The organism is Nocardioides dokdonensis FR1436 (assembly GCF_001653335.1).
Classification (GTDB): Bacteria; Actinomycetota; Actinomycetes; order Propionibacteriales; family Nocardioidaceae; genus Nocardioides; species Nocardioides dokdonensis.
The window spans coordinates 1,902,600-1,925,308 of sequence record NZ_CP015079.1; the positions used below are offsets into that span (position 1 = coordinate 1,902,600).

Sequence of the window (22,709 nt, forward strand, 5' to 3'; positions counted from 1 at the left end):
ACTCACGGATCAGCGATCCCACCACCTACGGAGGACCCATGGCCCGCCCGAGCGTAGAGGCAGAGCGACGTGAGCAGATCCTCGCAGCGACGCGCGAGGTGGTCGCCGAGATGGGTTTCCGGGCGATGCGGGTGGCCGACGTCGCCAAGCGCTCCGGAGCCAGCACCGGCACCGTGCACTACTACTTCGAGACCAAGCGCGAGCTGATGCAGGCGGCGTTCGAGTGGAACTTCCACGCCTCCCAGGCACGCCGCACCCCCGTCGTCGAGGCCCACGAGGACCCGCGCGACCGGTTGCGCGCCTTCCTGGACTCCTACCTGCCGGTCGACGAGGTGGTGGTGCAGTCCTGGCACATGTGGATCGAGCTCTGGACGGCCGCGCTGCACGACACCGACCTGCGCGAGCTCAACGAGAACGTGTACGGCGAGTGGCGGCGCACGGTGGCCGGCATCATCCGCGACGGCCAGGACCGTGGGTACTTCGTCACCGGCGACCCGGTGCTGCTCGCCAACGGGCTGGTCAGCATGGTCGACGGACTCGCGCTGCAGGTGCTGCTGGGCTCGCGCAGCATGACGCTGGAGCAGATGCGCCGCGTGTGCGAGCAGTCGGTCGAGCTGATCCTCACCGAGGGCAGCTAGCCGCCGCACCCCCTCCCGGGCCCGCCGCCCCCTTTCGGGGGCGGCGGGCCTCGTGCTGCCCGGACGCAGGTCGGCCGAGGACAGGCTCGCGGCGATCCCGGTCGCTGGAAGTGCTTGACATCACACTCGGGGTTCCTCACACTCGTCTCAGTTGTTAACTGACGCGCCGATCAACTATGGAGGACCACGTGCCCCAGCCCCCGCTCCACCTGATGGCAGGCCTCGCGGCAGCCGGTCTCATCGCCCTGACCGCCTGCTCGTCGGGCACCTCCTCCGACGCCGGATCACCCGCCAGCTTCGGTGACTGCGAGGTGTACGGCGACGCCGGCACCGTGGAGATGAGCCCGGTCGCCGACGGCGTCCTCACCGTCCAGACGACCCTGCCCTCGCCGGGCTGGTGGAAGGGCATCTCGCCGGACTCCATCGAGGGCGGCTACGAGTACTGCCTGGCCGCCAACATCGCGCACCGCGCCGGCCTCGACGGCGTCAAGGTCGCCAACGTCTCCTTCGACGCGCTCGTCGCCGGGCAGACCAAGGACTTCGACATCGCCATGGCCCAGGTCTCGGTGACCCCCGAGCGCGAGGAGGTGGTCTCCTTCTCGGAGCCCTACTTCGACTCCAACCTCGGCGTCCTGGCCCCGACCGACTCCGGCATCACCGAGGACAACATCGGCGAGCAGACCATCGGGGTCCAGGTCGGCACCACGTCGGTGAACTGGGTCGAGGACACCCTGCAGCCGGGCTCGGACGCCAAGAACTTCCAGGACACCACCGCCATGGTCACCGCGATCACCAGCGGTCTGACCGACATGGCGATCCAGGACACCGCGATCATGCTGGGCTTCGCCAAGAACTCCGGAGGCGCCCTCGAGGTGATCGGCCAGTACGAGTCCGGTGAGCAGTACGCCGCGATCTACCCGCAGGACTCCACCGACCAGGACGCCATGGACGCCGCCATCGAGGCGATGCGCGAGGACGGCACCCTGGACAAGCTCTCGGCGACCTGGCTCGGGCCCGAGCTCGGTGGCGACCCCGCCGCGGTGCCGGTGTGGACGGTGCGCTGATGGTGATGCCCACCCTCACTCCTGCGCCGCTCGACGCCCGGCCGAGCCCTCCTCCCACGCCCCCGGCGCGCGTGCTCCCGATGGGGGTCGTCGCTGCGGCGTGCGCCCTGGTGGCCCTGACCTGCACCCTGCTGGCGCTGCGCTCGGTGCACCGGCTCGTCGAGGCGCCCACGGCCCTGCTGACCGTGGTGCTCCTGCTGGTCGCGGTGGCCGCCGCGGTCCCCGTGGTCCCTGCGGTCCGGGCCCTGCTCACGGTGCCCCGGCGCACCGCCCTCGTCTCGGCCGGCGACCTCTCCGGCGCGCGGCAGGTGGCGGCCCGCGGCCGTGAGCTCGCCGCCACCGCCATGGGCTACGCCCTCGCGGTGCTGCTGGTGGCCGGCGTCCTCGGCTTCACCACCGCCAACAACGGCGCGATCGCCACCACGTTCCTGCGCTGGGAGTTCATCGCCGACTCGTGGGAGGGCATCGCCAAGGCGTTCGCCGTCAACATCCAGGTCGCCGTCGGCGCCCAGGTGCTGGTGCTCGTGGTGGGCCTGGCCCTCGCGGTGATGCGGCTGCTGCCGGGCCGCGCCGGCCGGCCGCTGCGCTGGATCGCGACCCTGTACGTCGACGTGTTCCGCGCGATCCCCAGCATCATCGTGCTCTACCTGGTCGGCTTCGGGCTGTCCCTGGCCCAGGTGCCGATCGTGCGCGACTTCTCCCCGCTGTGGCTGGCGATCCTCGCGCTGACGCTGACCTACTCGGCGTACGTCGCCGAGGTCTACCGCGCCGGCATCGACTCGATCCACCCCAGCCAGTGGTCGGCCTCGCGGTCCCTGGGGCTGTCGTACTCGATGACCCTGCGCACCGTGATCGTGCCCCAGGCGGTGCGGCGCATCGTGCCGCCGCTGCTCAACGACTTCATCGGGCTGCAGAAGGACACCGCGCTGATCGGTGTCATGGGCGTGACCGACGCCTTCATGCAGGCGCGGCTGGTGTCGTCCAACGTGTTCAACCTGACCCCGGTCATCGTCGTCGCCGTGCTCTTCGTGATCATCACGATCCCGCAGGCCCGCTTCGTCGACCGGCTGATCGCGGGCGAGCAGGCTCGCCGCGCGGGGAGGACGTCATGACGTTCCTGCAGATCCGTGAGGTCCACCAGTCCTACGGCCAGACCGAGGTGCTCAAGGGCGTCAGCCTCGACGTCGCCCGGCACGAGGTGGTCTGCCTGATCGGCGCCTCGGGCTCGGGCAAGTCGACGCTGCTGCGCTGCATCAACGGCCTCGAGACGATCGACTCCGGGGAGATCCTCGTCGACGGTGACGTCGTCAGCGGCGCCGGCGTCGACGTGAACCGGCTGCGCCGCAACGTCGGCATGGTCTTCCAGTCCTACAACCTCTTCCCGCACATGACGGTGCTGGCCAACATCGTGCTGGCCCCGACCCGGGTCGGCGGCGTGGCCAAGGCACAGGCCGAGGAGCAGGCGCTCGCGCTGCTCGAGCGGGTCGGGATGCGCGACAAGGCCGGCGCCTACCCCGACTCCCTCTCCGGGGGCCAGCAGCAGCGCGTCGCCATCGTGCGCGCCCTGGCCTGCCACCCCCAGGTGCTGCTCCTCGACGAGATCACCGCCGCGCTCGACCCCGAGCTCGTCGGCGACGTGCTCGCCATCGTCCGCGAGCTCGCTGCGGACGGGCTGACGATGCTGCTGGCCACCCACGAGATGGGCTTCGCCCGCGAGGTCGCCTCGCAGGTCTGCTTCCTGCACCAGGGCCGCATCCTCGAGCGCGGCTCCGCCGAGCAGGTCTTCGGCGACCCGCAGGAGGAGCGCACCCAGCAGTTCCTGTCCCGCGTCCTGACGGCGGGCCGGCTGTGAACGCGGCGGCGGTGCACCCGGGTGAGCGCGGCACCGCGCTGGTCCGGCGGCCCACGGCCGACCTGGTCGAGGGCATCGTGACCCACGTCGCCCGCGTCCCCGTCGACGTCGAGCGGGCCCTGGAGCAGCACGCGGGCTACCGCGCCGCGCTGGCCGACGCCGGCTGGACGGTCCACGAGGTCGACCCCGCACCCGGCTGCCCGGACGCCGTCTTCGTCGAGGACACCGTGGTGGTCGTCGACCGCACCGCGGTCCTGACCCGGCCCGGTGCGCCGGCCCGGCGCGACGAGGTCGCCGGCGTCGAGAAGGCCGTGCGCGAGCTCGGCCTCGACGTACGACGCCTCGAGGCGCCCGGGACGCTCGACGGCGGCGACGTCCTCCAGGTCGGCGACCGCGTGTACGTCGGCCGCGGCGGCCGCACCGACGCCGAGGGCGTCCGCCAGCTGCGGGCGATCGTGGCCCCGATGGGCCGCACGGTCGTGCCGGTGCGCCTCGAGGCGGTGCTGCACCTGAAGTCGGCGGTCACCGCGCTGCCCGACGGCACCATCCTGGCCCTGCCCGAGCTGCTCGAGGCCGGGGTCTTCCCGACCACCCGACCGGTGCTCGAGGAGGCCGGCTGCCACGTCGTCCCTCTCGACGACCAGCAGCTGCTGATCAGCGCCTCCGCACCGCGCACCGCCGACCGGCTCGCCGACCTCGGCTTCACACCCGTGGTCGTCGACATCGGGGAGCTCGAGAAGCTCGAGGGCTGCGTGACTTGCCTCAGCGTCCTGGTCCGACCCCGAGCCGCCTGAACCACCTCCCCGTGCCTGCCACCCCGCAGGCCGTCCTGCACGATCTGACCGCCGAAGGAGGCGCAGCATGAAGGACTCCAGCTCGCTGCTCGAGATCACCTGGACCGACCCGGTCACCGGCACGAAGGGGTTCGTCGTCATCGACACCCTGGTGCGCGGCCTGGCCAGCGGTGGCCTGCGGCTGCGCAAGGGCTGCACCCTCGAGGAGGTCCGCGGCCTCGCCCAGGGCATGACCCGCAAGGAGGCGGTGGTCTACGACCCGCAGGACCGCTACGTCCCCCTGGGTGGCGGCAAGGGCGGCATCGACGTCGACCCCGCCGACCCCGAGGCCGTGGCCGTGCTGACCCGGTTCCTGGCCGCGGTCCGCCCGGTGGTGCGCGAGCAGTGGACCACCGGCGAGGACTTCGGCCTGCGTCAGGAGACGATCGACAAGGTCGCCGCCGACCTGGGCATGGCCTCCACCGTCGAGGCGGTCTTCGCCACCATCGACGACGTCCCGGCGGCGCGGCAGCGCCTCGCCGAGGCCTTCGCGGTGCACGTCGGCGGCATCTCGCTCGGCGACCTCGTCGGCGGGTACGGCGTCGCTCGGGCCGCCACCGGGGCCGCCCGGCACCTCGGGCTGGAGCCGGGGGAGTCGACCGCGGTCGTCCAGGGCTTCGGCTCGATCGGCGGCGCCGCCGCGCGCTACCTGGTCGAGCAGGGGGTGCGCGTGGTCGCCGTCGCCGACCGCGAGGGCCTCATCCGCGACGACGCCGGGCTCGACGTGGAGGCGCTGCTCGCCGCCCGCGACGGCGCCGGTGTCATCGACCGCTCGCGACTCGGCGCAGGCGTGCGGCTCGGCGACCGGGACGCCTGGCTGGACGTGCCCTGCGACCTGCTGGTCCCGGCCGCGATGTCCTACGTGATCGGGCCCGACGACGTGGACCGCATCACGGCCCGCGTGGTCGTCGAGGGCGCGAACATGCCGACGCTGCCCGAGGCCGAGCGGCTGCTGGGGGAGCGGGGCGTCCCCGTGGTGCCCGACTTCCTGGCCAACGTGATGACCAACGCGTGGTGGTGGTGGGTCGTCTTCGGCGACGTGGCCCCGACCGAGGAGTCGTCGTACGCCAAGATCGACGCCGTGATGGCGCGCCTGGTCGCGACCGTCTTCGCCGACAGCACCGCCACCGGGACCTCCCTGCGCTCCTGCGCGCTCGAGCTGGCCGCCCGGCACACCGCCGCGGTGACCGAGCGGGTCGGGATCACCGGCTGAGCAGCCGGGCGGAGGGGCAGCGCCCGCCGGGCCCGGGTGGACAGCGCCGACGGCGCCGACCGGGTCTCCTAGGGTGGGCGGGTGAGCCAGCCCGACTCCGCCCCTCCGTCCGCACCCGCTGAGCCGACCGGCGCACGCGTCCAGGCCGAGCTCGAGGCGGCTGCCCAGGCCGCGGCCGAGCACGCCCGGCTGGGCACCCGGCTGGCCGCCGCCGACGCCGAGCTCGCCGACGCCGAGGCCCAGGTCGCCGCGGCCCGGGCCCGGCTCGCCGACGAGGCCGCCGACGTCGCGCGCCTGGAGTCCTTCAGCCCCACCCGCATCTGGGCCGGGCTGCGCGGCAGCCGCGAGTCCGACCTCGACCGCGAGCGCGCCGAGCAGCAGCAGGCCGAGTACGCCGTCGCCGTGGCCCAGCTGCGCCGCGACCGGGCCCGGGACGCCTGCACCTCGCTGCGGTCGGCGTACGACGGGCTGGGGGACGTGGCGGGCCGGCGCCGGGCCGCGCTCGACGCGAAGGAGGCGTGGCTGGCCCGCACCGGGGCGCCCGAGGCCGCGGAGCTGGAGCAGGTGGCCGCCGACCTGGGCGTCCTGCGCTCCGGGACGACCGAGCTGCGCGGGGCCTTGGTCGCGACCGACACCGCCCTCGACGCGCTGGGCCAGGCCGACCGGCTGCTGAGCTCGGCGCGGGGCTGGTCGACCGCCGACACGTTCTTCGACGGCGGCCTGCTCACCGACATGGTCAAGTACGACCGGATGGACCAGGCGCAGGGCCTGATGCGTGCCGCCGACGACGCGCTCTCCGACCTCGGGGTCGAGCTCGCCGACGTCGGGATGGAGCCGGTCGGCGGCGTCGAGATCACCGACCTGGTGCGCGCCTTCGACGTCTGGTTCGACAACATCTTCAGCGACTGGGCGGTGCGCGAGCGGATCAGCGAGGCGGCCGGGCGGGTCGCCGAGGCGCGCGGGGCCGTGGGCGAGGTGCGGCGCCGGCTCGTGGACCGGCTGCTGCAGGCCGAGTCGCGCGAGGCGGTGCTGGTGGCGCGGCGCGAGGACCTGCTGGGGGGCTAGTCCGGGGTCGGGCCCAGCAGCTGTGCCTCGAGGGTCACCAGCTCGTCGTCGCTGAGCCCGTGCGCGCGCAGGTAGGCTCGCGCGCCGCCGTACGTCTGCTCGACCAGGCGCAGGAAGCGCCGCATCACCTCGGGCGGGGAGCCGAACGCCTCGGCGGGCAGCTCCTCGAGCCGCGCCTGGTACGACGGCAGCCGCCGGAACTGCTCGCGCAGGAGCGGCATCGCCTGCTCGGTGCGGGCGTAGTCGGCGCTCAGGTCGTCCTCGCGCACGCCCACGGCGGCCAGCGTCAGCGCGACCGCGGTGCCGGTGCGGTCCTTGCCGGCGGTGCAGTGCGCGAGCACCGCGGTGCGCGCGGGGTCGCCCACGAGGCGGGCGAACGCGACCAGCGCGTCGGGGGAGTGCTCGGTGAAGCGCAGGTAGTGCCCGGCCACCCAGTCGGCCTGGTGCGCCGACTGGAAGTCCCACGACCGGCCGCCGGCGTGCACCTCCAGGTGCTCCACGGCCACCGCGTCGAAGGCGCTGCTGGTGGCCTCGTCGGCCTCCTGCTGGGTGCGCAGGTCGACCCGGGTCTGCACGCCCAGGTCCTGGACCAGCCGCTCGACCTGCGCGTCGTCGACGAAGGCCGGCGTCGCGCAGCGCAGCAGCACCCCGGGGCGCACCGTGCGGCCGTCGGTCGTGCGCAGGCCCGCGACGTCGCGCAGGTTCAGCAGGTCGGGCGCAACAGGCGGGGTGCTCACACCTCCGATGGTGCCCGGTCGCCCCAGCCCGCGGCGCGCCGGGTGTGGGCCGCGGTGGCGCCGGCCACAGCCGGCACCAGGAGCGCGAGCCCGACCAGGCGCAGGTAGCGCAGCGGGGTGAGCAGGTGGTGCTCGTAGAGGACGTAGGCGAAGCTCGTGCTCGACGTCTCCATCAGCACGTACTCGGCCAGGTACACCAGCTGCACCAACCCCCACAGGGCGCCGGCGGCGACGACGAACCACGCCCAGCGCTCACCGGTGCGCAGGGCGATCAGGCCGACCACGAGCACACCGACCGCGACCACGGTCTCGATGATGAGCGGCAGGACGGCTTCGAGGAAGAAGGACTGTTCCATGGACCCATCGTGCCCGAGGCGGGCCGGGTCTTTACCCACGCGTTCGTGCTCCGAGGCGTCGTAGCCGGAAGGACCGAACGCGCCGGGTGCCGGGGAACCCAGGGGGCCGGTGTTTCTGAGTCCTCCGGACGGCGAGCTCTCGCGTCTGAGACAGTTCGCCAGCCCCAGGACGCTCCTGAGCGTCGGGCCGAGAGAGGGAGACATCGTGGTGGACGTGACGACAGCGGTCCTGGTGCAGGCCCTGCGCCATGGAGCCGAGCTGGGGCCGCCGGAGGGCGACGGCCGGCAGCCGCTCCGAGCCGCGGATCTGCGCAGTGCTCTGCAGCAGGTCCTGCGGGGCGATGAGGCCATGTCCGTCGATCCCAGCGGACTCACGTTGAGGTCGACGGAGATCGAGGGTGACTTGGACCTGTCCGGCTTCCAGGCGCTGCCACCTCTCCACTTCGAGCACTGCACCTTCGACGGGGCGGTGCGCCTGGTCGACACGAGTGCGGCCCATCTGTCGTTCGAGCACTGCGCGGGTCAGGAGCTCGACGCCTGTCGGCTCACCGTGACTGGAGACTTCGCGGCCTCGCACAGCTCGTGGACCACCCTCGACCTGAGTCAGGCGAGCATCGGTGGTCGTCTCGACGTGATCGACTGCAGCATCGACGCTGGGCGAGGACACATCGATGCCCGCCAGGTGTCGGTCGGGTCCTTCATGTCCTGGTACCTCACCGAGGCCGCACACGTCTCACTCGAGTCGTGCCTCGTGCGCGGGCCCGACAGCGACAGCGCCAACAACAACCTGGCTTTCGCGAAGACGGGTTGCCTCGACCTGAGTGGCGCCGACATCCGGGTCTCGGTGGGCATCGGCTACGACAACGGCCCGGACAACGTGTCCAAGATCGACGTGCTGCGTGCCGAGCGAGCTGCTTTCGGTGGCGACGTCGAGCTCGAGGGTGAGTTCGGGGTCATCCACCTGGCTCAGGCCTCGGTGCTCGGTCTCGCGTCGTTCGGCCCGGCGCTGGTGGGCGAGACCGGATGGAACGCGCACGTGACGCAAGCACGGGCCTTGGCACACCAGGTGAGCCAGATGCTCGAGCTCCTTGACCAGTCGGACCCGGAGGTCGAGATCGACTACGTGTCACTTCATCGCCGCGTCCAGGCAACCGGGCGCCCGGACGTGTTCTCGAGGCTCAGGGACACCGAGGCCGCGGTGGTCATCGGAGAGCTCGCCGAGGCAGCCGAGCGCCCCGATGACCCGCAACGGCCCCAGGACAGCGAAGCGCGACGCGTCCGGCTACGTGGCTCGTTGCGTCTCATCGGAGCCCAGCTCCAGGATCTCGGCCTCGAACCCGGGGTGAGTGGTCGCACCACGGTGTCGCTCGATCTTCGCGACAGCAACGTCAGGAGCCTGGAGCTGCCGTTGCGACGTCACGACGGGGTGGCGAACCTCGACGGCGCGATCATCGGGACCCTTCACGTCGCCACTCGGGAGGGCGGGGAGCCGGCATCGATGCGTCTCGATCCGACCATCAACAGCTGGCAGGTGGAACGACTCCGCAACCGACCCGTCTTCGTCGGGCGAGGAGTGCCGTCGGCACAGCTGCAGGTGCCGCCGCTCCGGCTCGGTTCAGCTGCAGGGGGTGGGGGTGCCGGTCTGCTGGGATGGATGCCTCAGGGGACCAGGACGGTCTTCTGGCAGCAGCCGTGGCACGTCCTGGCTGCCTCGCTTGATGCCGAGGGTCGGGAGTGGGAGGCCCGCGGTGTGCGGATCCTGGCGGCCGACAAGCACAAGCGGGCGGTGGCAGCAGGTCACCGGCTCGGCTCCGGACGGATGAGCAGGCTGCGCGCAACCCTCTCCGAGGCTGGGCGGCGCATCACCTGGGCGACCATCGGTCACGGCTACTCGTCGTTCCGCGCGATCTGGTTGCTCCTGGCATGTCTCGTCGCCACGTGGGCGGTCACTGCGGCAGGACAGAGCGCCGGGGCGTTCGAGCCCACCACCGATGAGGCGCCCGGGTTGTGGTGGTTCCTGTACGGACTCGACATCACGCTGTCACCCGTCGGCACCGGCCAGTACGACGCCTGGCAGTCATCGGTCTTCTGGTTGGCACTGAGCCTGTGGACGCTCAAGCTCGTCTCTTGGACGTTGTTCGGCCTGTTCCTGTCGGGAGTCTCCGGACGCGTCACCCGCTCGCAGGGCGGAGCTCAGTGACGTGCGTCGGGCACGCTGCTGAACGCGGCTGATCGTCCGGCGTGGCACGGGGACGTCGCGCGGCGGTTGCTGCAGGGTGGCGCCCGCCGTTCGTAGCCGGAAGGACCGAACGCGCCCCGGACCACCACTCCCACGCGGGGAGGAGGTCCGGGACGCGTCGTTCGGTCCTTCTGGCTACGACGGGCCCCGAGGAGCCCGGCGAGCGGATCAGCTCTTGTTGGCCTTGCGGGCCTGCGAGGCGGTCTTGGCGCGCGCGTTGGCGTCCAGGACGACCTTGCGGATGCGGACCTGGTCGGCGGTGACCTCGACGCACTCGTCGTCGCGGCAGAACTCCAGGCACTGCTCCAGCGACAGCTTCTTCGCCGGGATCAGCTTCTCGAAGTTGTCGGAGGTGGCGGACCGGATGTTGGTCTGCTGCTTCTCCTTGGTGATGTTGACGTCCATGTCGTCGGCGCGGGAGTTCTCGCCGACGATCATGCCCTCGTAGACCTCGACGGCCGGCTCGAGGAACATCACGCCACGCTCCTGCAGCGACGTCATCGCGTAGGCGGTGGTGACGCCCTTGCGGTCCGCGACGAGCGAGCCGTTGTTGCGCGAGCGGATCTCGCCGGCCCACGGCTCGTAGCCCTCGGAGATGTGGTGCGCGATACCGGTGCCGCGGGTGTCGGTGAGGAACTCGGTGCGGAAGCCGATCAGGCCGCGCGCCGGGACCAGGAACTCCATGCGCACCCAGCCGGTGCCGTGGTTGGTCATCCCCTCCATGCGGCCCTTGCGGGAGGCCAGCAGCTCGGTGATCGTGCCGAGGTACTCCTCGGGCGCGTCGATGGTCAGGCGCTCGACGGGCTCGTGCTTCTTGCCGTCGATCTCCTTGGTGACCACCTGCGGCTTGCCGACGGTGAGCTCGAAGCCCTCGCGGCGCATCTGCTCGACCAGGATCGCCAGGGCCAGCTCGCCTCGGCCCTGCACCTCCCAGGCGTCGGGACGCTCGGTCGGCAGGACCCGCAGGCTCACGTTGCCGATGAGCTCGGCGTCGAGGCGGTCCTTGACCAGGCGCGCGGTGACCTTGGAGCCCTTGACCCGGCCCACGAGGGGCGAGGTGTTGGTGCCGATGGTCATCGAGATGGCCGGCTCGTCGACGTGGATGAGCGGCAGCGCCACCGGGTTCTCCGCGTCGGCGAGGGTCTCGCCGATGGTGATGTCGGGGATGCCCGCGATCGCGACGATGTCACCGGGGCCGGCGGACTCGCCGGGCTGGCGCTCGAGGCCCTCGGTGACCAGCAGCTCGGTGATGCGGACCTTCTTGGTCTCGCCGTCGCGCTTCATCCAGGCGACGGTCTGACCCTTCTTCAGCACGCCCTCGTGCACGCGCACCAGCGCGAGCCGACCGAGGAACGGCGAGGAGTCGAGGTTGGTGACGTGCGCCTGCAGCGGCGCGCCCTCGGTGTACGTCGGCGCGGGGATCGTGTCCAGGATCGTCTTGAACAGCGGCTCGAGGTCCGGGGAGTCGGGCAGCTCGCCGTTGGCGGGCTGGTCGAGCCCGGCGACACCGGCGCGGCCCGAGGCGTAGACGACCGGGAAGTCGAGGGCGGCCTGGCTGTGGGTGTCGTCGAGGAGGTCCATGAAGAGCTCGTAGGTCTCGTCGACCACCTCGGCGATGCGGGCGTCGCCACGGTCGGTCTTGTTCACGACCAGGATCACCGGCATGTCGGCGTTGAGCGCCTTGCGCAGCACGAACCGGGTCTGCGGCAGCGGCCCCTCGGAGGCGTCGACCAGCAGCACGATGCCGTCGACCATGGACAGGCCGCGCTCGACCTCGCCACCGAAGTCGGCGTGCCCGGGGGTGTCGATGATGTTGATGACCATCGGCTCGCCGCCCGCGGAGGGACCCGCGTAGTGGATGGCGGTGTTCTTCGCGAGGATGGTGATGCCCTTCTCGCGCTCGAGGTCACCGGAGTCCATGACGCGTTCGGCGACGCCCTCGGCCTGGTGCTCGGTGAACGCACCACCCTGCCGGAGCATCGCGTCGACGAGCGTGGTCTTGCCGTGGTCGACGTGCGCCACGATGGCGACGTTGCGGAGGTCGGTGCGGGTCTTCTGTCCAGACATGCGGGAGCGGCGTCGCTTTCGATTGACGAACGGCCGGTTCCGGCCTCGGCAATCTTATCGGCGCGGGCCGTCGTACGCCGATTCGGGCCGCCGCCCGGACCCTGCCCGAGTCCCTGCATGAGTCCCCGGCCAGCCGGGGACTCCGGTACTTGTCAGGTGTTGCAACACCCACTAAGTGCATGAGTCCCCGGTCGACCGGGGACTCATGCACACGTGTCAGGAGGGCGTCAGCCGGCCAGCGAGCCGCCGAAGATCTGCCAGGCCAGGAGGCTCTTGGCGACCAGGCTGAGCACCAGGTACGCCTTCTCGCCGAAGGCGTAGGAGCGCCACGGCCCGATGCCCTTGTACTGCAGCCACTGGTTGACGCCGAAGCTCATGAAGAAGACGAACAGCGACACCACGATGCCGTAGACGAAGCCGGGCACCGTGTCGGCGCCGGTGGTGTTGACGACGATCGCGACCCAGGGGGCCAGGCCGGCGAGGGTGCCGAACCAGAAGGGCAGCATGGTGGTGCGCTCGCGCCCCGGCGGGTTCATGACCTCCTGGATCCACCCGAAGAGGATCATCGAGACGTTGGCGCCGATGATCGCGATCAGCGCGTCGATGCCGGTGATGCCGTTGTAGAAGGCGATCAGCACGATCATCAGCGTCGCGCTGAGCGAGTACTCGACCCAGCGGAACCGGTTGATGCCCTCGCGCAGGCCCTGGTCGTAGCGCTTCTTCAGCAGGGTGCCGGTCAGCAGGTGGTCGACGGCGGCGAGGACCAGGAAGGCCGCGATCGCCCACCCGATGCGGACGTCGAAGAGCACCTCGGGGCTCGGCGGCTCGCTGCCCGGGGGGCCCGCGGGGAAGGTCGAGGTGACGCCGATCGCGAAGTCGGTGGCCAGCACCAGCACGGCGATCGCCTGCAGCCCGTGCAGCACCGCCAGCCCGATGTTCCAGGTGCGCAGCGAGGCGAGTGACGTCTCGTCCACCCCGCTGGCGACCGCTCGACCGGTGTGGCTGCCTGCCTCGGTGGTGTTGCTGGCGTGCGTCATCGGAGCACCATCTCCTTGCCGTCCATCACGATCTCGGTGGCGTCGCCACCGACTGCGTCCAGGATGGCGGAGATGACCTGCTCGTGGGGCATGGATGCCGGTAGTCGTGGCGCCGAGCCGGCCAGCGCCCGGGTCTCGAGGCCGGTGTCGAGGTGCGGCGGACGCACGTCGAGCACCCGGAACGAGCGGCGCTCCTCGCGGCGCAGCACCTGCAACCACGTGGCCAGCGCGGCCTTGGCAGCGGAGTAGTCGGCCATCCCGGCGGTCGGCAGGTCGGCCAGCACCGCGCTGAGCACCGCCGCGGTGCCTTCCCCGTCGCGCGCCTCGGCGAGGTACGGCGCCGCCGCGCGCACCAGCGCCATCGGGCCGAGGGTGTTGACCGCGAACAGCTCCTCCGCCACGGCCTCGTCGAGCTCGGTGGCCCGGCCGAAGCCGGCCGCCCCGGTGGCGACGACCAGCAGGTCGAGCCCGCCCAGCTCCTCGACCGCGCCCCGCACGGCGTCCCCGCACGAGTCGACGTCGACCACGTCGAGGTGCCGCCCCGACGTGCCCAGCGCCCCGGCCACCTCCGCGAGCCGCGCGGCGTCGCGTCCGGCGGCGACCACGCGGGCACCGCGCTCGTGCAGCCCCGCGGCGACCGCCCGCCCCAGCACGCCCGTCGCTCCCGCCACCAGCACCCGTGCTCCCTCGATCTTCATCTCTCGAACCTAGGTCCCGCCGCCCGACGGGGCAGGACCCCTGCGGGTGTGCGGAGCGTGGCTATCGTCGAGGGATGGCCACGATCGCGACCACCGACCGAGTCGACCTCGACGGGCTCCTGGAGTTCGTCCGGCCGCGCCACCGGATGACGTTGATGACCCTGCGCGCCGACGGCCGCCCGCAGGTCTCGCCCGTGAGCGGCGGGGTCGACGCGGACGGGCGGATCGTGGTGTCGACGTACCCGCAGCGCGCGAAGGCGGTCAACCTGCGCCGCACTCCCGAGGCGACGGTCCTGGTGCACTCCGACGACTGGAACGGGCCCTACGTGCAGGTCGACGGCACCGCCGAGGTGCTCGACATGCCCTCGCCGGAGGCCGAGGACGCGCTGGTGGAGTACTTCCGCTGCATCGCCGGCGAGCACCCCGACTGGGACGAGTACCGCGCCGCGATGCGCACGCAGGGCAAGTCGCTGCTGCGGATCACCCCCGTCTCGTGGGGTCCGGTGGCCACCGGCGGGTTCCCGCCGGGGCGCGCCCCCGCCTGAGGCCTGTGTGGGCGTCGGAGTCCCCTGAGGGGTTCCGCAACGTCGGTGCGCGGGTGTTACCTGGGTCGATGACTCGGCATCGGCCCTCCCATCGTCACTGCTTCGTCCCGCCCTACCTGCAGCGCGCCCTCGGGTACGCCGACACCCTCGCGGTCGACGAGTCGCTGCGGTCCGCGCGCCTCGCCGGCCCGGCCCCGGCCGCGACCCTGATCGCGACTCCGGGCGCCCCCGCGTGGACGGTGCACGACGCGCACTCGGGTCGCACCCTGCCCGGCGACCCGGTCCGCAGGGCGGGCGATCCCGACTCCGGCGACCCGGCGGTCGACGAGGCCGCGACCGGCATCGTCGCCTCGCTGGCGCTGCTGGCCGAGGTCTGGGGCCGCGACTCCTACGACGGCGCCGGCAGCCCGGTGAGCCTGAGCGTGCACTACGGCCGCGACTACGCCAACGCGTTCTGGGACGGCACCCAGCTGGTCTTCGGCGACGGCGACGGCGTGGTCTTCGACCGGTTCACCAAGCCCGTCGACGTGCTGGGCCACGAGCTCGCGCACGCGCTGACCGAGCACACCGCCGGTCTCGTCTACGCCGACCAGCCCGGCGCGCTGAACGAGCACGTCTCCGACGTCGTCGCGGCCTGCGTCAAGCAGCGGCTGCTGGGCCAGCGCCCCGACGAGGCCGACTGGCTGGTCGGTCAGGGACTCTTCCGGCCCGGCATCAACGCCCGCGGCCTGCGGGACATGGCGCACCCCGGCACCGCCTACGACGACCCGCGGCTGGGCCGCGACCCCCAGCCCGCGCACCTCGACGACCTCGTGGTCACCACCGACGACCACGGTGGGGTGCACCTCAACTCCGGCATCCCCAACCGCGCCTTCCACCTCGCCGCGGTCGCCGTCGGCGTCGCCGACCCCGGGCCGGGCGGCACGTCGTGGGAGGGCGCCGGCCGGATCTGGTACGCCGCGCTGACCGGCGGGCAGGTGGGCCCGCGCACCGACTTCGCCGGGTTCGCCGCCGCCACGATCGCGGCCGCCGGCCCGCACGCCGACGCCGTGGGCGCCGCCTGGGCCGAGGTCGGGGTGCGCCCCGGGGCGACCGACCCCGCGGGCGGGGTGGACGCCGGCGCCGGGGCGGGGTCGTCCTCGGGTGGGGGGCCGGCCACGGGCGTGGTGCGGGTGCGGCGTACGGGTGGGTTCGCGGGGTTGAGCGCCGAGGCCGACGTGGACCTGGCCTCCGACGACCCCCGGGTGCCCGAGCTGCGCGGGATCGCCGGCCGGGTGGACCTGGCGCAGGCGGCCGCGCGGTCCCCGGAGCCGCAGCCGGACCGCTACGTCTACGACCTCGACGTGTGCGGCGAGTGCGCCCAGGTGGGGGAGCAGGCCCTCACCGCCGACCTCGAGCGCCTCGTCGAGCTGGTGCTGGACCTGGGCCACCGGTAGACGAGCAGTCACTTCTGCACCACCGAGCAGTCACTTCTGCACCTCGACGGGGTGCAGAAGTGACTTCTCGAGGGTGCGAAAGTGACTGCTCGTCGGGGCGGGGTCAGTCGTGGACGCGGTGCACCTTGTGCTGCGCGGCCTGGGCACGGGGGCGCAGGACCAGCTCGTCGATGTTGACGTGCGGCGGGCGGGTCACGACGTAGGCGATCGCGTCGGCGACGTCCTCGGCGACCAGCGGCTCGGCGACCCCGGCGTAGACCGCGTCGGCCGCCGCCTGGTCGCCGTCGAAGCGGACCAGCGCGAACTCGTCGGTGCGGACCATGCCCGGCGCGACCTCACAGACCCGGACCGGCTGGTCGAAGAGCTCCAGGCGCAGCGTCTCGGTGACGACCTGGGTGCCGTGCTTGGCGGCGGTGTAGCCGGCGCCGCCCTCGTAGGCGATCCGGCCCGCGGTCGAGCCGACGTTGCAGATCACGCCGGCGCCGGAGGCGACCAGCGCGGGCAGCAGCGCCCGGGTGACCTGCATCAGCCCGATCACGTTGACCTCGTACATCGCGCGCCACTGGTCGGCGTCGGCCCGGGCGACCGGGGCGGAGCCGAACGCGCCCCCGGCGTTGTTGACCAGCACCGCGAGGCCGGTCTGCCCGGTCTCGGCGCCCAGCTCGGCGACCCGCTCGGCCAGGGCGGCCACGGAGTCGGCGTCGGTGACGTCGCAGACGACCGCGGTGCCGTCGATGTCGGCGGCCAGCGCCTCGACCCGGTCGGCGCGGCGGGCGGCGCACACCACGTGGAAGCCCTCGGTGCTCAGGCGGCGCGCGGTCGCGGCCCCGATCCCGCTGCTGGCTCCGGTCACGACGGCGAGGGGGCGGGGGGTGCTCATGGGCGCCATTGTGGCCCACGGCCGGTGGGGTGGTGGCCGTCGGTGCGGCCTGCGAGCATGGGGGGCGGGGCGCGCCAGGACGGATGACCGGGCGCGCCGAGAGGGAGGTCCGCTGTGGACAGGAGTACGACGTCCGCCGCCGTCGCCGGGGCACTGGCGGCGCTGGTCGGCGGTCTGCTGTGGGTGCTCGCCTGGATCGGCGTCGGCGGGTTCGCCTGGTGGCCGGGAGCCGTGCTGCTCGTGCTCGCCGCGGTCGCGGTGGGAGCCGGGCTGGTCGACCGGGGCGCGACGCCGCTGCGCGTGGTGGTCGGTGTGTGCCTGGCGGTGCTGGGCTGGGCGCTGCTGACCGTCGTCGGCGGGGTCGTCGGCACCGGCGGCTCCGAGCGCGTCGACGGCATCGCCGGCGCGGTGCTCGCCGCACTGGGCGCGGTGGTCGTGGGCCGCGCGCTGCGCGGGCGGGGCGACCGGCCCGCCGAGCCGGACGCGGGTCGGGGCGCGGGTCGGCCCGCCCCGGGGCGGCGACGTACGGGTGGGGCGCACGCGGGCTGAAGTCTGGCAATGTTCCATCGGCCGGCCGCTGAACCTGGCGCCGGGCCGATGAAGCTTCAGCGTCCACCCGGGAGTTTCATCGGCCGGCCGATGAAACTCCCGGCCAGCCGAGGCGACCCCGACCCGCGCCCGGGAATCAACCGGCCGCGACGGCGGTTGAGCGACGTGGACCAGTCAGACACGGATGGAGGCGCGCGTGAGCAGCCAGCACCGGAACGCTCGACCCCTGCGGCGGCTCGCGATGATCAGCCTCCACACCAGTCCCCTCGACCAGCCGGGCACGGGCGATGCGGGCGGGATGAACGTCTACGTCATCGAGCTCGCGCGGCGCCTGGCCGCCCAGGGCACCGAGGTCGACATCTTCACCCGTGCCACCAGCTCGCGGCTCGAGCCGGTCGTCGAGGCCCACGACGGGGTGACGGTGCGCCACATCCACGCCGGCCCGTTCGAGGGGCTCACCAAGGCCGAGCTGCCCGGCCAGCTGTGCGTCTTCGCCCGTGAGGTGCTGCGCACCGAGGCCGCCCAGCCGGCGGGCCACTACGACGCCGTGCACAGCCACTACTGGCTCTCCGGCCAGGTCGGCGCGCTGGCCCGCGACCGGTGGGGCGTGCCGTTGGTGCACTCGATGCACACGATGGCCAAGGTCAAGAACGAGGCGCTCGCCGAGGGCGACACCCCCGAACCCGCCGCCCGCGTGATCGGCGAGGAGCAGGTCGTCCAGGCCGCCGACCTCCTGATCGCCAACACCGACCTCGAGGCCAAGCAGCTCATCAACCTCTACGACGCCGACGCCGGCCGCGTCGAGGTCGTGCACCCCGGGGTGGACCTGACGCGGTTCCGCCCCCTCGAGCGCGACGTCGTACGCCGCGAGCTCGGGCTGCCGCTGGACGCCGACGTGCTGCTCTTCGCCGGCCGCATCCAGCCGCTCAAGGGCCCCGACGTGCTCCTGCGCGCGGTCGCCGAGCTGCTGCGCCGCCGCCCCGGGCTGCGCGAGCGCCTGGTCGTGCCCGTCGTCGGCGGCCCCTCCGGCAGCGGCCTCGAGCACCCCGACGCGCTCGCCACCCTCGCCGACGAGCTCGGCCTCGACGGCGTGGTCCGGTTCGTGCCGCCGGTCGCGCAGGACGACCTGGCCCGCTGGTACGCCGCCGCCACGCTGGTGGCCGTGCCGTCCTACAACGAGTCCTTCGGCCTGGTCGCCGCCGAGGCGCAGGCCGCCGGCACCCCCGTGGTGGCCGCGGCCGTCGGCGGGCTGACCACGGTCGTCAGTCACGGCCACAGCGGACTGCTCGTGGACGGCCACGAGGCCGGTGCCTGGGCCGACGCGCTCGACCAGGTGCTCAGCGACCCCGACCTGGCCCGCCGGCTGCGCGCCGGCGCGCTGCTCCAGGCGAGCGGCTTCTCGTGGGAGGCGACCGCGCAGGCGATGCTCGCCGGCTACGAGCGCGCGCGTTCCTTGATGAAGCAGGAGGTGCTGGCGTGAGCGAGACCCCGTCCGACCTGAACGGCGCGACCAGCGCGGCGCAGCGGCGCGCCACCGACGTGGTCCGCGCCTGGCTGACCACCAACGAGATCGAGGCCGACGAGCCCAGCCCGGGCCTGTTCTCGTTCTCGCTGCCCGGTGAGAAGAAGCTGCAGACCCCGGTCCGCCTCGACGTCGGCGGCCACGCCCTGGGCGTGCACGCCTTCGTGTGCCGCAACCCCGACGAGAACCACGAGCGCGTGTGGCGCTGGCTGCTGGAGAAGAACCTGCGCCTGTACGCCGTCGCGTTCGCCGTCGACCGCACCGGTGACATCTACCTCGACGCCCGGCTGCCGCTGGCCAGCATCGACGAGGCCGAGCTCGACCGGCTCCTCGGCTCGGTGCTCACCTACGCCGACGAGTCGTTCAACGCGATCCTCGAGCTGGGTTTCGCCTCCTCGATCCGCAAGGAGTGGGAGTGGCGCCGGCTGCGGGGGGAGTCGACCCGCAACCTCGAGGCGTTCCGCGGCTGGCTGGAGGCCGGTGGGACGCCGGCCGCCGAGCCGGTGACCGAGCGCGGCGAGGACTGACCTCTTCGACCTTTACCCCAGATGGGGTATGACCCGACGCCGGTCGGTGGAGCAGCATCAACACCCTCGACGCCACTCGGTGCGTCGGCAGGGGGGATGCAGGTGAGCGCGAGCAGCACGACGTCCCGGCTCGTACTGGCCGTGCTCCTCCTGAGCGTCTCTCCCGCGGTGGGGGCTGCGGGAGAGACGCCCACCGAGCCGACCGGGGTACGGATCCTGACCCCGTCGGCGGATCAGCGCGTCGCGACCGGCTGGGCCGGTCCGGTCCTCGTCGAGGTCCCCGACGGGCCGCTCCCCGAGCCGATCCCGGACCCGATCCCGGACCCGATCCCCGACCCGATCTCCGAGCCGGTGGGCGAGGCCCTCGACCCGGTCCTGCGGGAGGGCACGTTGACGCTCGACTGCCCCTCCACCGGCTACCACCACCAGACCACCTTCCCCACCGAGCCCGGCACCGTCGAGGTCGCCGTGGCACCGGTCGGGGAGCCCGCGGCCGACTGCACGGCCCGGGCCTCCCTCGACGACCCGCTCACCCACCAGGAGGACCAGGTGGGCTTCTCGGCGTGGAGGGCGGTCGGCTTCGCCCAGCCCCGGGTCAGCCCGGTCTTCTACCCCACGGTCCGCGACGGGTTCGCCGACGACGCCGAGCTCTCCTTCGAGCTGTCGGCCGACACCGACGTCGACCTGCTCGTCTACGACCTCGCCCACGGCCGCGTCGTACGCGAGGAGAACGCGCAGCTGGCGGCCGGACCGCACCGCTGGACCTGGGACGGCACCCTGACCTCACGCCGCCGCGAGGCGTCGCTGGCACCGGGGCGCTACCTGCTCGCCGCGGTGGCCACCGATCCGGTCACCCAGCGCTCCGTCGCGGTCATCGGCCGCACCGAGCTGGCGCGGCGCACGCTCACCCAGCGCACGGTGCGCACCGTGCCCGCCGTGCAGGCCACCCGCGAGCCGCACGGGGCGTGCGCGACGCGCGCCGACTCCGACGTGGTGGCGATCGTGTGCCGCGGTTCGCGGGGCACCGCGGTCGCGGAGCTCTCCGAGGTCGTCTGGGTGCCGCCCGGTGCGAGGCTGCGGCGGGCGGGTTCGCACCACGAGCTCGCCGCCGCCGACCAGCGCCCCGGACGCATCCGGCACACGCTCGAGCGACTGGCGCCGCGCAAGGTCCGGGTCTCGCTGCGGGTCGACGGCCGGCGCGCCGTCGTCGTCGAGGACCTGTACGTCGTGTGGGCGCGGCGCGTGCAGCAGCGCCCCCAGGAGGCTGCTGCCCCCTCAGCCGCGGGGATCGTGGGCGGCCGGGTGATCCGCCAGGACGGGCAGTGGCACATCGACCTCGACCCGCCGGGGTAGGGCAGGTCAGGCCGGAGCCGGCGGGTGCACCATCCGCCGCGGCTTGCGCCGCGCGACCGCGACGCCGATGAGGGCGAGCGCGCCGCCGACGTACGCGACGCCGGGCGGGGTCTCGCCGAGCAGCGCCCAGCCCAGGCCGATGGTGATCGGCGGGACGAGGTAGGTGGTGACCGCGAGCCGGCTGGCGTCCATGTGGGTCAGGGCGTAGGCGTAGGTGGTGAAGGCGATCGCGGTGGGGAAGACGCCGAGGTAGACCACCCACAGCACCGACGACGTCGGCGCGGCCCGGACCTCGTCGACGAGGGTGGGCAGGAACGGCAGGCACGCCACCGCGCCGATCGTGCAGGCCAGCCAGGTGACGTGCACGGCGGCCAGGCGCGCCACCAGCGGCTTCTGCAGGATCAGGCTGATGGCGTAGACGACCGCCGACAGCAGGACCAGGAAGACACCGAGCAGGTCCTGGCCCTGGCTCTCCGAGGTCGACAGCCCGATCAGGGCCACGCCGCCGAAGGCCAGCGCCAGGCCGATGGCGAGGTAGGCGGTGAACCGCTCGTCGAGGAACGCCACCGCGAGCAGCGCGACCAGGACGGGGGAGAGCTGGATCAGCATCGCGGCGGTGCCGGCGTCGATGCGCTGCTCGCCCTCGTTGAGCGCGACGTTGTAGACGCCGAACCACAGCAGCCCGATCGCGACCAGGGACACCCACTCGCGCCGGGTCGGGTGCGGCAGCCCCCGCGAGAGCGCCACCACAGCCAGGCACAGCGCCCCGACGAGGAGGCGGCCCAGGGACAGCGGCCCCGCGGAGAAGTCGGCGCCCAGGTGCCGGATCGCCACGAAGGCGGAGGCCCAGAGCACGAGCGTGGTGGCCACCGCCGCCGGCGGCAACCAGGTCGCGGGTCGGGGGCGGGCCGGGGCGGCGAGGTGCGTCACCGGCACAGACTAGGAGTCGCTGCCCCCATCGACCGCACGGGCCGGCAGGTCGGCCGAGCCACGGGCCGGGATGGCGCGGCAGCGCTGCACCAGCGCGGCCAGCTCGTCGTCGCGGTCGGCCGCGGCCGGCAGCCCGACGGCGAGCCCGTCGGCCAGGCCGGCGTACCACCGGCCGAGCACGGCGGGCAGGCGGTCGTAGGTGCCCTGAGGCACCAGGTCGTCCAGCACCTCCTCGGACAGCACCGCGCCCAGGTCGTCCCAGCGCTCCGCGCGCACGAGCGCACCGAGCCGGTCGGGCAGGTCGCCGTGGCCGAGGAGCTCCAGGGTCGGCCGGTAGGCCGGGGTCGACCACAGGAACGCCATCTCGCGACGCGCCTCCTCGCGCGCCGCGACGAGGCGCTCCTCGTCGGGGGCGGTGATCGCCTTCGACACGATGACCACCCGCGGCCCGCCGTCGGTGCGCCCGGCCTGCTCGGCCCCGGCCGCCAGCGCCGGCAGCACCCGCTCGCGCAGGTAGGTGGGGTGGGAGTTGGTGGCGTGGGTGACGAAGCCGTCGGAGGCCGCACCGGCTGCCTCGCAGGTGCGCCGGTTGACCCCGCCGGTGTAGATCTGCGGCGCCGCGACGTCGAGCGGTCCGGGGTTGAAGTAGGGCTGGAGCCGGTCGAAGCGGTAGTACGGGCCCTCGTGCAGCAGCGGGCCGCCGGCCTGGAACGCCGCGAAGATGGCGCGCAGGGCGCCCACGTAGTCGGCCAGCCGCCCGGCCGGGTCGCCCCACGGCATCGAGAACCGGCCCACGATGTTGCCGCGGACCTGGGTGGCCAGCCCGAGCTGGAAGCGCCCGCCGGAGAAGCGCGCCAGGTCCCAGGCGGCGTACGCCGTCGTCATCGGGCTGCGCGGGAAGGCCAGCGTCATGCTGGTGCGCACCGTCAGCCGGTCGCTGTGCTCGACGGCCAGCAGCGCGACCTGCAGCGAGTCGTGGACCGTCTCCGGCACGTGCACGGTGTCCACGCCCAGCGCCTCGATCCGGCGCACCGTCGCGCCCACGTCGCGCAGCGCGGTGTCCTGGGGCAGCGACGCGACGATCTCCATGCGGGCCATCCTGCTCACCCGCCCCGGGCCCCGTGGCCCCGCTCCCACCCGTCGGGAGCCGAGCGGGGCAGGCGTTGGG

At 73.2% G+C, this 22,709-nt stretch carries 22 protein-coding genes; 14 read left to right on the plus strand and 8 right to left on the minus strand.

Going from position 1 to position 22,709, the window contains the following annotated elements; all coding sequences use genetic code 11:
• Positions 1–38: 38 nt before the first annotated feature.
• From I601_RS08975 to I601_RS09005, 7 genes are all read left to right on the plus strand, one after another.
• Positions 39–638 (plus strand): TetR/AcrR family transcriptional regulator, encoded by a 600-nt coding sequence (locus tag I601_RS08975; protein ID WP_068108456.1) that lies wholly within the window; start codon positions 39–41, stop codon positions 636–638.
• A 188-nt stretch (positions 639–826) separates the two neighbouring features.
• Positions 827–1,702: an ABC transporter substrate-binding protein gene (locus I601_RS08980; RefSeq protein ID WP_218917778.1), complete on the plus strand. Its 876-nt coding sequence runs from the start codon at positions 827–829 to the stop codon at positions 1,700–1,702.
• Positions 1,702–2,814 (plus strand): amino acid ABC transporter permease, encoded by a 1,113-nt coding sequence (locus tag I601_RS08985; RefSeq protein ID WP_218917779.1) that lies wholly within the window; start codon positions 1,702–1,704, stop codon positions 2,812–2,814. Before I601_RS08980 ends, I601_RS08985 begins: the two co-directional genes overlap by 1 nt.
• Complete coding sequence (locus tag I601_RS08990; protein WP_068108458.1) at positions 2,811–3,554, plus strand: amino acid ABC transporter ATP-binding protein; 744 nt, start codon at positions 2,811–2,813, stop codon at positions 3,552–3,554. The genes I601_RS08985 and I601_RS08990 overlap by 4 nt, the downstream gene beginning before the upstream one ends.
• An 11-nt stretch (positions 3,555–3,565) precedes the next feature.
• The gene (gene ddaH / locus I601_RS08995; protein ID WP_068114625.1) at positions 3,566–4,348 is read left to right on the plus strand and encodes a dimethylargininase; all 783 of its coding nucleotides are present in this window, start codon (positions 3,566–3,568) and stop codon (positions 4,346–4,348) included.
• A 67-nt stretch (positions 4,349–4,415) separates the two neighbouring features.
• The gene (locus I601_RS09000) at positions 4,416–5,600 is read left to right on the plus strand and encodes a Glu/Leu/Phe/Val family dehydrogenase (protein ID WP_068108460.1); all 1,185 of its coding nucleotides are present in this window, start codon (positions 4,416–4,418) and stop codon (positions 5,598–5,600) included.
• An 81-nt stretch (positions 5,601–5,681) separates the two neighbouring features.
• Positions 5,682–6,665 (plus strand): hypothetical protein, encoded by a 984-nt coding sequence (locus tag I601_RS09005; protein WP_068108463.1) that lies wholly within the window; start codon positions 5,682–5,684, stop codon positions 6,663–6,665.
• Here the strand turns inward: I601_RS09005 and I601_RS09010 are convergent.
• Both I601_RS09010 and I601_RS21360 read right to left on the minus strand, forming a co-directional pair.
• Positions 6,662–7,402 (minus strand): tyrosine-protein phosphatase, encoded by a 741-nt coding sequence (locus tag I601_RS09010; RefSeq protein WP_169834682.1) that lies wholly within the window; start codon positions 7,400–7,402, stop codon positions 6,662–6,664. The genes I601_RS09005 and I601_RS09010 overlap by 4 nt on opposite strands.
• On the minus strand, positions 7,399–7,758 hold the full coding sequence (locus I601_RS21360; protein ID WP_169834683.1) for a hypothetical protein: 360 nt from the start codon (positions 7,756–7,758) through the stop codon (positions 7,399–7,401). The genes I601_RS09010 and I601_RS21360 overlap by 4 nt, the downstream gene beginning before the upstream one ends.
• 751 nt (positions 7,759–8,509) lie before the next feature.
• Here I601_RS21360 and I601_RS09015 point away from each other — a divergent pair.
• Positions 8,510–9,958: a hypothetical protein gene (locus I601_RS09015; protein WP_157519995.1), complete on the plus strand. Its 1,449-nt coding sequence runs from the start codon at positions 8,510–8,512 to the stop codon at positions 9,956–9,958.
• Between the two features lie 207 nt (positions 9,959–10,165).
• Here the strand turns inward: I601_RS09015 and typA are convergent, their stop codons facing one another.
• The 3 genes from typA to I601_RS09030 all read right to left on the minus strand — a co-directional run bounded on the left by typA (position 10,166) and on the right by I601_RS09030 (position 13,799).
• Complete coding sequence (gene typA / locus I601_RS09020) at positions 10,166–12,064, minus strand: translational GTPase TypA (RefSeq protein WP_068108467.1); 1,899 nt, start codon at positions 12,062–12,064, stop codon at positions 10,166–10,168.
• A 227-nt stretch (positions 12,065–12,291) separates the two neighbouring features.
• The gene (heR, locus tag I601_RS09025; RefSeq protein WP_068108470.1) at positions 12,292–13,101 is read right to left on the minus strand and encodes a heliorhodopsin HeR; all 810 of its coding nucleotides are present in this window, start codon (positions 13,099–13,101) and stop codon (positions 12,292–12,294) included.
• Positions 13,098–13,799 (minus strand): SDR family NAD(P)-dependent oxidoreductase, encoded by a 702-nt coding sequence (locus I601_RS09030; protein ID WP_068108474.1) that lies wholly within the window; start codon positions 13,797–13,799, stop codon positions 13,098–13,100. Before I601_RS09030 ends, heR begins: the two co-directional genes overlap by 4 nt.
• A 74-nt stretch (positions 13,800–13,873) precedes the next feature.
• Between I601_RS09030 and I601_RS09035 the strand changes: the two genes are divergently transcribed.
• On the plus strand, positions 13,874–14,344 hold the full coding sequence (locus I601_RS09035) for a PPOX class F420-dependent oxidoreductase (RefSeq protein ID WP_068108476.1): 471 nt from the start codon (positions 13,874–13,876) through the stop codon (positions 14,342–14,344).
• A gap of 68 nt (positions 14,345–14,412) precedes the next feature.
• Positions 14,413–15,780, plus strand: coding sequence for a protealysin inhibitor emfourin (locus tag I601_RS09040; RefSeq protein WP_068108481.1), 1,368 nt, complete (start codon positions 14,413–14,415; stop codon positions 15,778–15,780).
• A 103-nt stretch (positions 15,781–15,883) separates the two neighbouring features.
• Here I601_RS09040 and I601_RS09045 read toward each other — a convergent pair whose 3' ends face one another.
• Positions 15,884–16,660, minus strand: a complete 777-nt coding sequence (locus I601_RS09045) for an SDR family oxidoreductase (protein WP_068114632.1) — start codon at positions 16,658–16,660, stop codon at positions 15,884–15,886.
• Positions 16,661–16,774: 114 nt separating this feature from the next.
• Here I601_RS09045 and I601_RS09050 point away from each other — a divergent pair, with 114 nt between their 5' ends.
• The 4 genes from I601_RS09050 to I601_RS09065 all read left to right on the plus strand — a co-directional run bounded on the left by I601_RS09050 (position 16,775) and on the right by I601_RS09065 (position 20,611).
• A complete protein-coding gene (locus tag I601_RS09050) occupies positions 16,775–17,209 on the plus strand; it encodes a hypothetical protein (protein ID WP_068108484.1) in 435 nt (144 codons plus the stop codon).
• A 196-nt stretch (positions 17,210–17,405) separates the two neighbouring features.
• A complete protein-coding gene (mshA, locus tag I601_RS09055; protein WP_472459286.1) occupies positions 17,406–18,689 on the plus strand; it encodes a D-inositol-3-phosphate glycosyltransferase in 1,284 nt (427 codons plus the stop codon).
• Positions 18,686–19,258 (plus strand): type III secretion system chaperone family protein, encoded by a 573-nt coding sequence (locus I601_RS09060; RefSeq protein ID WP_068108491.1) that lies wholly within the window; start codon positions 18,686–18,688, stop codon positions 19,256–19,258. The genes mshA and I601_RS09060 overlap by 4 nt, the downstream gene beginning before the upstream one ends.
• Before the next feature lie 102 nt (positions 19,259–19,360).
• A complete protein-coding gene (locus I601_RS09065) occupies positions 19,361–20,611 on the plus strand; it encodes a hypothetical protein (protein ID WP_157519997.1) in 1,251 nt (416 codons plus the stop codon).
• Positions 20,612–20,617: 6 nt separating this feature from the next.
• On the opposite strand, the gene I601_RS09070 is transcribed toward I601_RS09065, so the two are convergent.
• Entirely contained in the window at positions 20,618–21,541 is a 924-nt protein-coding gene (locus I601_RS09070; protein ID WP_068114634.1) for a DMT family transporter, read from the minus strand.
• A 9-nt stretch (positions 21,542–21,550) separates the two neighbouring features.
• Positions 21,551–22,630: a TIGR03617 family F420-dependent LLM class oxidoreductase gene (locus I601_RS09075; protein WP_068108496.1), complete on the minus strand. Its 1,080-nt coding sequence runs from the start codon at positions 22,628–22,630 to the stop codon at positions 21,551–21,553.
• Positions 22,631–22,709 lie beyond the last annotated feature (79 nt).